The 11,440-nt window shown below is 44.6% G+C and carries 10 protein-coding genes; all 10 read left to right on the top strand.

What is annotated here, in order from left to right; genetic code table 11:
- Positions 1 to 238: 238 nt before the first annotated feature.
- The 10 genes from ACZLMD_RS07110 to ACZLMD_RS07065 all read left to right on the top strand — a co-directional run bounded on the left by ACZLMD_RS07110 (position 239) and on the right by ACZLMD_RS07065 (position 11,416).
- Complete coding sequence (locus ACZLMD_RS07110; RefSeq protein WP_489495418.1) at positions 239 to 967, top strand: hypothetical protein; 729 nt, start codon at positions 239 to 241, stop codon at positions 965 to 967.
- A gap of 149 nt (positions 968 to 1,116) precedes the next feature.
- Positions 1,117 to 1,920: a hypothetical protein gene (locus ACZLMD_RS07105; protein ID WP_489495416.1), complete on the top strand. Its 804-nt coding sequence runs from the start codon at positions 1,117 to 1,119 to the stop codon at positions 1,918 to 1,920.
- Positions 1,921 to 2,136: 216 nt separating this feature from the next.
- On the top strand, positions 2,137 to 3,261 hold the full coding sequence (locus ACZLMD_RS07100) for an ATP-binding protein (protein ID WP_489495414.1): 1,125 nt from the start codon (positions 2,137 to 2,139) through the stop codon (positions 3,259 to 3,261).
- Positions 3,262 to 3,300: 39 nt separating this feature from the next.
- A complete protein-coding gene (locus tag ACZLMD_RS07095; RefSeq protein WP_118560143.1) occupies positions 3,301 to 3,561 on the top strand; it encodes a PqqD family protein in 261 nt (86 codons plus the stop codon).
- A 5-nt stretch (positions 3,562 to 3,566) separates the two neighbouring features.
- Positions 3,567 to 4,031 (top strand): S24/S26 family peptidase, encoded by a 465-nt coding sequence (locus ACZLMD_RS07090; protein WP_489495412.1) that lies wholly within the window; start codon positions 3,567 to 3,569, stop codon positions 4,029 to 4,031.
- Between the two features lie 63 nt (positions 4,032 to 4,094).
- On the top strand, positions 4,095 to 5,318 hold the full coding sequence (locus ACZLMD_RS07085) for a nucleotidyltransferase domain-containing protein (protein ID WP_484106856.1): 1,224 nt from the start codon (positions 4,095 to 4,097) through the stop codon (positions 5,316 to 5,318).
- A 65-nt stretch (positions 5,319 to 5,383) separates the two neighbouring features.
- Positions 5,384 to 5,818: a MarR family winged helix-turn-helix transcriptional regulator gene (locus ACZLMD_RS07080; protein WP_118560139.1), complete on the top strand. Its 435-nt coding sequence runs from the start codon at positions 5,384 to 5,386 to the stop codon at positions 5,816 to 5,818.
- A gap of 134 nt (positions 5,819 to 5,952) precedes the next feature.
- Entirely contained in the window at positions 5,953 to 7,710 is a 1,758-nt protein-coding gene (locus ACZLMD_RS07075; RefSeq protein WP_484106858.1) for an ABC transporter ATP-binding protein, read from the top strand.
- Entirely contained in the window at positions 7,710 to 9,938 is a 2,229-nt protein-coding gene (locus tag ACZLMD_RS07070) for an ABC transporter ATP-binding protein (protein ID WP_482523031.1), read from the top strand. The genes ACZLMD_RS07075 and ACZLMD_RS07070 overlap by 1 nt, the downstream gene beginning before the upstream one ends.
- A gap of 245 nt (positions 9,939 to 10,183) precedes the next feature.
- Entirely contained in the window at positions 10,184 to 11,416 is a 1,233-nt protein-coding gene (locus ACZLMD_RS07065; RefSeq protein WP_482522156.1) for a chloride channel protein, read from the top strand.
- Positions 11,417 to 11,440: the final 24 nt, after the last annotated feature.

The following is an 11,440-nucleotide window of genomic DNA, read 5'->3' as shown; positions in this document are numbered from 1 at the left end:
TAGTAAGAGAATGATCAAGGTAACCAGATAGTAAGAGTACATAGACATGAACACAGAATTCATACAAAAATGAAAGGAGATCAGATTATGAAAGAGAGATATGAAGCACCGGAGATGGAGATTGTAGAGTTTGAAACGGAGGATATTATTACAACAAGTGGTGATCCAGAGACCCCTTTTGTGCCGTTTTCAGGAAATTGATAAAGGCTGTGGGGGTCATGTAGAAAGCGAGAAAGAGATGAAAAGCAGGAAAAAGATAATTACAGTATCAGGAATCTGCATCGTTGTGCTGGCAGTCGCGATTGGAGCTGCAGCAATGTCTCGGAAAGCCGGTCAAAGGATCACGAGTGACAAAGCTGCGTCGGGACAGACCACGGCTGATGATAACAGTGAGAATGGTGATCTGCCGATGATGCCGATTGCAAGCGGCGACTTAGAGGCGGATGGTGCGGCGGCACAGCAGAGAGAGAAAAGTTCTGCGGAGAAATCTGCACCGGAGGACGCTGCGGATATGGAAGAGCAGAAAAGCAATGCGCAATCAGACGATCAAAGCAGCATTGTTGCAAAGGACGGTAAGGCAAAGCAGGATCAGAGTTCGCCTGCGGCAAACATCCAAAAGCCGTCGAAGCCTCAGGGAGACAATCCTAAGGACGATGCGCAGCAGAATGCGGGAACCGGAAACGATCAGGCAGGTTCCAACAACTCAGGCAGCTCCGGTAAGACGGATGCCAAGTCGGATTCGACTACCAAGACGGATACTGCGTCCGGGGATGCCAAGAAGGATAATGACTCCAAGAAGTCTGATGGGAAGAAGAACGACAAGTCCAACAATAATACTTCTGATGGAAAGAAGAATGATAAATCGGATGATCAGGATTCTGGCGGGAAGAATGATAAATCGGATAATAAAGATACTGATCAGAAAAGTCCGGATACGATAGAATTACCGTTTATCCCGGCAAAATAATAACAGTAACGATACAGGAGGGCGGGGAATCCTGCCTTTCTGTTATATTGCGGCATTTGAAAAATCCATTTTAGAGAACATTACGGACACGCATATTTACAGTCGGAATGGGACATAATTCGAAGCGTTGAATACAGAAAGGATACATGATGACTGAACAAAGATCATTTACGATACAACTGGCAGAGAAAAGGATCCGTATCAAGCCGTTGTACGACATGATAAGAGAATATTGTAAAGAATACATTGTCTCAGACATTTGTGAGAACACTGAGAAGGCAGGCGGCAGTGAAAACGAAGATAAGACCGTTATTCCTTTCGCAGATCTGATCATTCAGACATCTCCCGAGGATATCGCGTATGAGAGAAAACGTTCTGCGAGTGAAACGGATCAGAACGGACATGCGGCAGAATACACGGATGCCTATTTGGAAACTCTTGCCGTATATCGGAAGATTGCAGAATGGATGCCAATGTATAACACGTTATTGTTTCATGGTTCTGTGATCGCAGTGGATGGGAAAGCGTATCTGTTTACGGCGAAAAGCGGTACCGGAAAATCTACCCACACAAGACTTTGGAGGGAGTATTTTGGAGAGCGGGCGGTGATGATCAACGATGATAAGCCGTTGCTCAGGATCACGCAGGAGGGCGTGTTTGCATATGGGACTCCGTGGGACGGAAAGCACCGGCTGAGCACGAATATCTCTGCACCGTTGGCTGGCATCTGCATTTTAAAAAGAGGAAATGATAATTCGATCCGGAAGATTACGGCACGCGAAGCCTGCCCGATGCTTCTGCAGCAGTGCTATCGCCCGATCGACGCGGGGGTGTTGGCGGTTACAGTGATGGTATTGGAGGAGTTAAAAAAGAAAACGAAATTCTATGAGCTTTTCTGTAATATCAGTCAGGAAGCGGTCGAAGTGGCGTACAATGGAATGAAGCAGGAATGAACATGTCGTCAAAATGAACGTTATGTCCTGACAAGTGTGAAAAGGAGTCACAATATGTGATTGAAAGATTCAGCTTTGACACTAAGAAATTATCACATTATTGTTTGATAAAATGTTGATAGGAATACATTTTAATATTCCAAAATGTTGACACAACACGATTTCGGAATGATAAAATGTTGATGCATGTTTTGACAGATAGATGTGAGGTGCTTTATGCTGAAAAGAAAAGTGACAGCATTTATGGATCAATGGATTCGTACAAAGGAAAAGAAATGTCTGGTCGTACAGGGAGCCAGACAAACTGGGAAAACCTATATAATCGAGCGTTTTGCGGAGGATAACTATGAGGAGTTGGTTGAAATTAATTTCAAGCAGCTTCCGTCGGCAATGGATATTTTTAGCGGAGATCTTACGGTGGACAACATGGTTATGGCGATGCGGTTCCGCTTTCCGGAAAAGAAGATCACGCCGGGAAAGACCCTGATTTTTTTGGATGAGATACAGGAATGTCAGGAAGCAATTACATCACTTAAGTTTTGGGCAATCGACAACAGGTATGATGTGATCGTATCAGGGTCCCTTCTTGGAATAGACTACAAACGGGCATCTTCATATCCGGTTGGATATGTTGATTATCTGAAGATGTATGGAGTGGATTTTGAAGAGGTTGACAAAATCCAAAGAAGCCTCTTGCAGGGATATCTGTACGATATCGCACATTACGCAACAGCAGAGGAGAAGGTAAAAGCAGAAAAATGCTACCTTTCTCTTGCCAAGCAGTTATTAGATAAGGAAAATCATAAATTTCAATATAAGGAAGTAGAGCATGGGGGCAGAGCACAAAAATATTTTTCCAGCATTGAGTGGTTACTTCGCGCTGATATGGTACATTTGTCCAAGCGCGTGACAGATGTTAGATTTGATCTGGATGATTATGCAAGAGAAGACTTTTTTAGGGCATATGCGACAGATTTGTCATTGCTGATGGCGATGAAAGACTTTTCGTTAAAGCAGCACATTGTTGAAAATACATTAGAAGGAAACTCAAAAGGCGGTATCTATGAATGTGCGATCGCAGATGCATTGTATAAGAAGGGGTATTCGTTATACTTCTATAAAAATGAAACATCCAAAAGAGAGATTGATATTATTATCCAAAAAGATGGAAAGGTGGTTCCTATTGAGGTTAAAAGCGGTAATACAAGGGCAACTTCATTACAATCGCTTCTGAAAAATAAAAAAGATATTTCTTTTGGATATAAGTTTGCAGATGGCAATATTGGTGTAAACGAAGATGGAATTATTACATTGCCATTGTACATGATTACATTTGTCTGAGCAGTTTTGGATTCGTTCAAAGAGATAAGGAGGCACAATATGCGATTAAAAGAAGGATTTATTACCCATGAGGGAGCCGATGAACATATCACCGTTCCGGTGGGAGGCTTGTCCTTTAGCGGCATGGTAAGAAGCAATAAGACCGCAGGGTTTATTGTCGAATGCTTAAAGGAGGACGTAACAGAGGAAGAGATCATCGAAAGGATGCTTGCAAAATATGACGCGTCAAAGGAGCAGATCACAGGGGATGTTGAGGATGTGCTTGATAAGCTTAGAGGCATCGGAGCGATTGAGGAGTAAAGCAGTTGTTGGATGGAATGGTTGCACAGGAGAAGGATATGGAAAAGTCTACATTTGAACAGGAACTGGAGCGAAAGGGGAACATTACTTATACCTGCCGGGGGATCAGTATGCTTCCTTTGCTCAGACAGAAGAGAGATCTGTTTACGATCACCAAGAAACAGGGGAGATGCAGGAAGTATGATGTGGCACTTTACAAGCGTGCAGATGGGGCTTATGTACTGCACCGCATCGTCAAGGTGCTGCCGGATGGATATGTATTTCTGGGAGACAATTGTCTGAATAAGGAATATGGAATTACCGATCAGGATATTCTCGGTGTGATGACCTCGTTTGTACGCGATGGTAAGGAGCATGCGGCAGATGCAGGAGGCTGTCGGCTGTATGCGAAGCTCTGGTACATGCTTTATCCGGTCAGAAGCCTGTGGAAGCGTTTGAAGATGAGAATAAGGAACATCATCCATAAATAGACTGCTTTTTGAGGAGCTATAGTTGTCGTGAAGAACGCATAAGGATCGTAAAGGAGGGCGTCGGTGAAGGAACAAACAATGAGTACGATACAATATGATATGCTCTATCTGCTTAGCTGTGGAGTGAACAAAACAAAGCCGCAACAAAACATTTTGGAGCAATACAAATCCGATGACCGGAAGCGGATGCTGTTGTACAGGTTTAGTAAGCATCATTTTGTGGAGGCACTCACCAGTACTGTTTTAAAGCAGGCGGGGGTTCCATTGCCCGACCCATGGGAGAAGGATATGGCAAAGGCGGTACGCAAGGTGATCCTGTTTGATGCGGAACGCGCCCGGATCCTTTCTTTTATGGAGCAGCGGGGAATCTGGTATCTGCCGCTCAAAGGCATTATTCTGAAGGAATTTTACCCATCCGTCGGGATGCGGCAGATGTCTGACAATGACATATTGTTTGACGAAGCCTTTGCGGAGCAGGTCCGGGAGTATATGGTTTCTCTTGGTTATGAGGTGATTTCGTTTGGGGAAGGCAATCATGATGTTTATGAAAAAGAACCGGTCTATAATTTTGAACTGCACCGTGCGTTGTACGGGGCTGCGCATGACAATAACTGGGAGCAGTATTACCGTGACGTAAAGGAACGGCTGATCCGGGAGGAGGGCAGTTCCTATGGATATCATATGAAGCCGGAAGACTTTTATATTTATATTATGTGTCACGGCTATAAGCATTATCAGGGCGGCGGAACCGGCATACGGACGCTGTTGGATTTCTATGTGTATTTAGAGAGCCTACATAGTGAAATGGATTTTGCATATATCGAGAAGGAATGTGAAACACTTGGTCTGTCAGAGTTTGAAAAGAGAAATCGGGCGTTGTGCCGGAAGGTATTTGGAGACAATGCATTTGCGGAGCTGCCGGCAGAGGAGAGAGTGCCGGATACAGCAGCACATACAACGAAGGAGATCATAACAAAGGCGCTGTCGCAGGAGGAGTTAGACATGTTGCAATATTATATGACCTCCGGTGTGTATGGTACTTTTGACCGCCGCATTGAAAATAATGTGAAAAAGTACAGTAAAAACGGCGGTTCGTCAAAGCTTCGTTATGTGATAAAACGTATTTTTCCGGGCATGGAGACATATCAGTATTATCCGTTTTTTTACAAGCATAAATGGCTTTTGCCGGTATGCTGGCTGTATCGTCTGCTTCGCGTTGTTTTCCAGAGGGAGCGCAGAGAGCGGATTCTGCGGGAAGCAGATGCGGTCAGGAAAGTGAAGGTGTGAAAAAAGCTTGACAAAAGGAGAGGATACGAATATAATCTAACCCAGTTAGATAACGGAGGTGTAGTATGGCAACAGATCAACAAATATCCAATTTGCTTCAGCAAATGGCAGCGGCACATCCGGGAGAGTTCTATAAGCATATGGGTGACACAAGAGCGGGGATCGGTGCAGTATTAAAACTGTTATATACGGCAGATACTTCTATTACCGCAGGGATGATCAGTGACCGTCTTGACATCAGTACTGCCAGAGTTGCAGTACTGCTAAAGAAGATGGTTGCGAAGGGTCTTATTACAAAAGAGAAAGATCCGATTGATGCCAGAGTAACGATCGTAAAGCTTACCGAATATGGGAGAGAGACGATTGAACACATGTGGGCAGACGTGAAGGCGCAGATGGGAAAGGTTATTGACGAGATCGGAGAGGACAGATTGTTAGAATATATAGAAATCAATAAAGAAATCCGGCGAATTGTTACTCCGCCGGTGTATCATCTCTGATCTGTATCGCATAAACATAAATAGGAAAATTAAAGTGTACATTTTTATTGTACACTTTGTTAAACGATAAATACCTAACTACGTTAGCAAAGGGTTAGATATTTGTTAAAAAAGTATAAAGGAGTAATAAACAAATGATTAAATTATTTAAAAATTTAAGAAAGCAGGAGTGGGGACTGATCGTGCTTGCACTTGTTTTTGTTGTGGCTCAGGTGTGGCTTGATCTGACAATTCCTGACTATATGGCTGATATTACAAGACTGGTGCAGACAGATGGAAGTACCATGAATGAGATCCTTACCGCAGGAGGGAAGATGCTTCTCTGTGCATTGGGAAGTCTCGTATCAGCTGTGCTGACAGCAATATGCGCTGCCAGGATCGCGACATCATTTGCGGCAACGATACGAGGAAAACTGTTTTCGAAGGTGCAGTCATTTTCGATGGAAGAGATTGGACATTTCTCTACGGCAAGTCTGATCACACGATCTACCAATGATGTTACACAGATACAGATGCTGATCGCTATGGGACTTCAGATGTTGGTAAAGGCACCGATTATGGCGGTTTGGGCTATTATGAAAATATCCGATAAGAAATGGCAGTGGACATTTTCAACGGCAGTAGCAGTGGTTGTGCTTCTCCTGATCGTAGGTGTGTGTCTGATGTTTGTAACACCGAAATTCAAAAAAATACAGTCATTGACGGATGATTTAAATCGTGTGACAAGAGAAAATCTGACGGGACTTTCCGTGGTACGCGCGTATAATGCCGAAAAATATCAGGAAGATAAGTTTGAAAATGCGAATGAGGCACTTACCGGAACAAATCTGTTTGCCCAGAGGACACTGGCATTTATGATGCCGGGTATACAGATTGTGATGAGTGGACTTACGCTGGCAATTTACTGGATCGGAGCAGTGTTGATCAATGATGCCGGGATGGTGGATAAGGTTCAGATATTCTCTGACATGATGGTATTTTCACAGTATGCGATTCAGGTTGTTATGTCATTTATGATGCTTGTTATGATATTTATGATCCTTCCAAGGGCATCCGTTGCTGCCAACCGTATTCAGGAGGTACTGGATACAAAACTTACCATAGAAGATGGTTCCGGTGTGCATGGCGATCCGGACAAAACAGGAGAAATTGTATTTGACAAGGTATCTTTTCGATATCCGGATGCAGAGGAAGATGTGTTAAAGGATATTTCATTTACCGCAGGAAAAGGTGAGACGGTTGCTTTGATCGGTGCAACCGGATGCGGAAAGAGCACAGTGATAAATCTGATTCCGCGCTTTTATGACGCAACAGAGGGGACGGTATCTGTCGACGGTGTAAATGTAAAGGATTATTCCCAGAAAGAATTGAGAAATAAGATAGGCTATGTGTCACAGAAAGCAACGCTGTTTACGGGGACGATAGAGTCAAATGTAGCATACGGTGATAATGGACAGAAAAATGCTTCAGAAACAGATATAAAAAAAGCTCTTGATATTGCACAGGCAAGTGAGTTTGTGGATTCTCTGGAGGATGGAAGTAAGGCATATGTGGCACAGGGAGGCTCCAACTTCTCAGGAGGACAGAAGCAAAGGATGTCAATTGCCAGAGCCATCGCCAGAAAACCGGAAATTTTAATCTTTGATGATTCATTTTCGGCACTTGACTATAAGACGGACCGGGTATTGAGAGAAGCATTGGCAAAATCCTGCAAAGATTCTACGAGAATCATTGTGGCACAACGGATCGGAACGATACGTGATGCGGACAGGATCATTGTGCTGGAAGATGGGAAGATAGCAGGAATGGGCAGACATGAAGAATTGATGCGTGACTGCGAGGTTTACCGGCAGATCGCACTTTCACAGCTTTCAAAGGAGGAACTTGCGTAATGGAAAATAAACAGTATAGACCAAGACGTGGCCCGATGGGGCGTTCAATGCGTGGTGGAGAGAAACCAAAGGATCTTGTGGGAATATGGAAAAAGCTGCTTGGATACTGTAAGAAATATACGGCTTTTTTCATCATTGCAGTAATATGTGCATCGGTGGGAACCGTCTGCACCCTTGTCGGACCGGACAAGCTTTCTGATATGACGGATGAAATTACAAGTGGCATCAAACCGGATACCGACGAACTGGAAAAGATAACAACAGCAGTGTCAGATAATATTTCGGACAATATGCAGAAAGTGCTTGGGAAGATAGCGGCGAATATGTCAGATCCTCAGAACATGAAACCGGAGATTAAGATCAATGGTTCTGACATTTCGCTGGAGGATCAAAAAGAAGCTTTAAAGCTGATCCGGGGAATGAATAAAAACAACTCCGATGCTGCTCAAAACATCATTAATAAATTACCTCAGTCTGTAAGAGCGGCATTATATACAGACATAGCAGTAGACGGCGTTACTATTACGGCACAGGATCAGTCCGATATGCTGGCAGTGATGGCAGATATCGATGCGAAGGCGCAGGAAAGCAGACTGAAGGCTTTTGATAAACTGCCGGACAGCGTACACGGACTGGTAAAACCTTCGATCAATATGGACAAGATCATGCAGATCGGACTGTTCCTTGTGGGGCTGTATGCTCTGAGTTATATTTTGTCCGCATTACAGGGCTGGATCATGTCAACGATCACCCAGAAGGTTTCTAGACAGATGCGGTCAGATATATCGTATAAGATCAACCGGCTGCCAATGTCATTTTATAATAAAACGACAACCGGTGATGTACTTTCTCGTGTGACAAATGATGTGGATACGATCGGGCAGTCATTAAATCAGAGTATAGGAACTCTGATCACAGCTGTGATCCTGTTTGTCGGAAGCTTGTTTATGATGATAAAGACCGATATATGGATGACTCTGACTGCGGTGTGCACCAGTCTGATCGGTTTTGCGATTATGTTTACGATCATGGGGCGCAGTCAGAAATATTTCCGGAGACAGCAGAAGAATCTTGGAGAAATTAATGGGCATATTGAAGAGATTTATACCGGACACACCGTGGTAAAAGCGTATAATGGAGAAGAACGTGCACAAAGTAAATTTGACGTGTTAAATGAGAAATTAATGCACAGTGGTTTTATGGCACAGTGCCTTTCCGGAATGATGATGCCGATCATGAATTTTATCGGAAATCTCGGCTATGTAGCTGTTTGCGTAGTGGGTGGTGCCATGGCACTGGATGGAAGGATCAGCTTTGGTGTTATCGTGGCATTTATGATGTATGTCCGATATTTTACACAGCCTCTTTCGCAGATGGCACAGGCTGTTCAGTCGATGCAGTCGGCAGGAGCTGCAGGAGAGCGTGTATTCGAGTTCCTCGGGGCAGAGGAAATGGAAAACGAAGATGGTAAGCTTGAAAAACTGGAGCTGGTAAAAGGCGGGGTAACTTTTGAACATGTAAAATTCGGATACGACGATTCGGATCGCATCGTTATTCATGATTTTTCGGCAAAGGCAAAACCGGGACAAAAAATAGCCATAGTAGGTCCTACCGGTGCCGGAAAATCAACGCTGGTCAATCTTCTTATGAGGTTTTATGAGATACAGGGTGGTAAAATAATGATCGACGGCGTACCAACAAACCAGATCAAAAGAGAAACCGTACATTCACAGTTTTGTATGGTGTTACAGGATACATGGCTTTTTGAGGGAACCGTCCGGGAAAATTTAGTTTACTGTACACAGAATGTGTCGGAAGAAAAGATGAAACAGGCATGCAAAGCGGTAGGTCTTGATCACTTTATCCGGACACTTCCCAAAGGGTATGATACGATATTAAATGATCAGGTAAATCTGTCACAGGGACAGAAGCAGCAGCTCACAATAGCGAGGGCAATGATCGCGGATAAACCGATGCTTATACTGGATGAAGCAACGTCATCCGTTGATACGAGAACAGAGCAGCAGATTCAGGCTGCAATGGACAAGCTGATGGAAAACAGAACGTCATTTGTGATCGCACATAGACTTTCCACCATAAAAAATGCCGATCTGATACTGGTGTTGAAGGATGGTGACATTATAGAGAGCGGAAATCACGAAGATCTTATGAAGCAGAATGGATTTTACGCTTCCCTGTATAACAGTCAGTTTGAACGGGTTTCGTGATACGTAATCTATAAATAACAGAAATATACAGACTCCCCATATGAACTATTTGTATGGGGAGTTTTTGATGCCGGAGCACGGAGGTATCGGAGTTGCTTGAAAAGTATAACGTGAATCCAAAGATCTGCTTTACAATCCGGGAAGATTATGCGATTATGTCAATGGTTGAGAAGGAATTGTGCTATGACCGGATTTTCATATGCAAAGTAATTTTGATATACTAAGAATAATCAGGAGAGATTGTTATGATTTTGGACATGGGTAAAAAGAGTCTGCAGATACTTCGGTCTGCGGCTGCCGCGTTGTTGATCGGAGTGATCGTTGGTGCGATCGATGCGGTATTTGGTCGGGGACTGTTAGCGATTACTGACTTTCGGACAGAGCATTTTAAGTATCTGATCCCGTTTCTGCCGGTGGCAGGTCTTTTGATCGTCTGGCTGTACCGGAGCTTCAGTGAATTGAGTCAGAAGGGAATGACACTTGTCCTGGAAACGGGACAGGGAAGGAGAGATGACATTCCGCTTCTTCTGGCACCATTGGTGTTAGTCACAACCTGGATCACGCATCTGTTCGGAGGCAGTGCCGGCAGAGAGGGTGTGGCGGTGCAGATCGGTGCTGTTGTTTCGTACCGGGTAGAGCAGAAGTTTCATCTCTGTGACGATGAGAAGAAAATGCTGATCACCGGTATGGCGGCGGGCTTTGGCGGCTTATTCCAGACACCGCTTGCGGCAGCGTTTTTTGCGGTTGAGGTGATCACGGCAGGGCGGATGGAGTATGAATCACTGGGATGTGCACTGCTTTCTGCGTATACGGCATCCCAGACATCGCATTTTCTGGGGCTGGAGAAGTTCGCCGTACCGGTTAAGGGGAGCTTAAAGCTGACGGACATCCGTGTTCTTTTGCCGGTGCTGGTGCTTGGCATTGCCTTTGGGCTGACCGGGCGGTTATTTGCAGTGCTGTTAAAATGGGCGAAGGAGAAGATGGCGAAAACCTTTACCAATCCATACATACGGATCGGACTGACAGCGATCCCGCTTGTGCTTTTGCTGGTGCTGTTTCATATGGGACGCTACAGCGGTCTTGGCACGAATCTGATCGATGCGGCGTTTCATGGTGGAACGATTCATTCCTATGACTGGATCGTGAAGTTGATTCTGACGGTTTTGACGCTTTGCATCGGATTTCAGGGCGGCGAGGTTACGCCGTTATTTTCGATGGGAGCATCCCTTGGCATTGTTCTCGGAAGTCTGCTTGGACTTCCGGGAGTGGTCTGTGCTGCGCTTGGATATGCGGCAGTGTTTGGCGGTGCAACGAATACACTGATCGCGCCGATGCTGATCGGGCTTGAGGTGTTTGGCGTGCAGAATGCACTGGCATTTGTGATCGTCTGCAGCGTGGCTTATATTGTAAATGGAAATCGTTCCATTTACACGGCACAGCAGCTTGCCGGGGAGACAAAAAGAAATGTGTGTCCGTAAAATGGGACAGATAAAATGGAGGTA

Source organism: Jutongia sp., from assembly GCF_057878315.1.
Note: the sequence above shows the minus strand (reverse complement) of the source record. Positions and strands in the feature narration are given on the sequence as shown.

What these genes read in the sequence shown, in the direction of transcription:
- ACZLMD_RS07110 (WP_489495418.1), top strand. Translation starts at nt 239, where the DNA reads ATGAAAAGCAGGAAAAAGATAATTACAGTATCAGGAATCTGCATCGTT.
- ACZLMD_RS07105 (WP_489495416.1), top strand. Translation starts at nt 1,117, where the DNA reads ATGACTGAACAAAGATCATTTACGATACAACTGGCAGAGAAAAGGATC.
- ACZLMD_RS07100 (WP_489495414.1), top strand. Translation starts at nt 2,137, where the DNA reads ATGCTGAAAAGAAAAGTGACAGCATTTATGGATCAATGGATTCGTACA.
- ACZLMD_RS07095 (WP_118560143.1), top strand. Translation starts at nt 3,301, where the DNA reads ATGCGATTAAAAGAAGGATTTATTACCCATGAGGGAGCCGATGAACAT.
- ACZLMD_RS07080 (WP_118560139.1), top strand. Translation starts at nt 5,384, where the DNA reads ATGGCAACAGATCAACAAATATCCAATTTGCTTCAGCAAATGGCAGCG.
- ACZLMD_RS07075 (WP_484106858.1), top strand. Translation starts at nt 5,953, where the DNA reads ATGATTAAATTATTTAAAAATTTAAGAAAGCAGGAGTGGGGACTGATC.
- ACZLMD_RS07070 (WP_482523031.1), top strand. Translation starts at nt 7,710, where the DNA reads ATGGAAAATAAACAGTATAGACCAAGACGTGGCCCGATGGGGCGTTCA.
- ACZLMD_RS07065 (WP_482522156.1), top strand. Translation starts at nt 10,184, where the DNA reads ATGATTTTGGACATGGGTAAAAAGAGTCTGCAGATACTTCGGTCTGCG.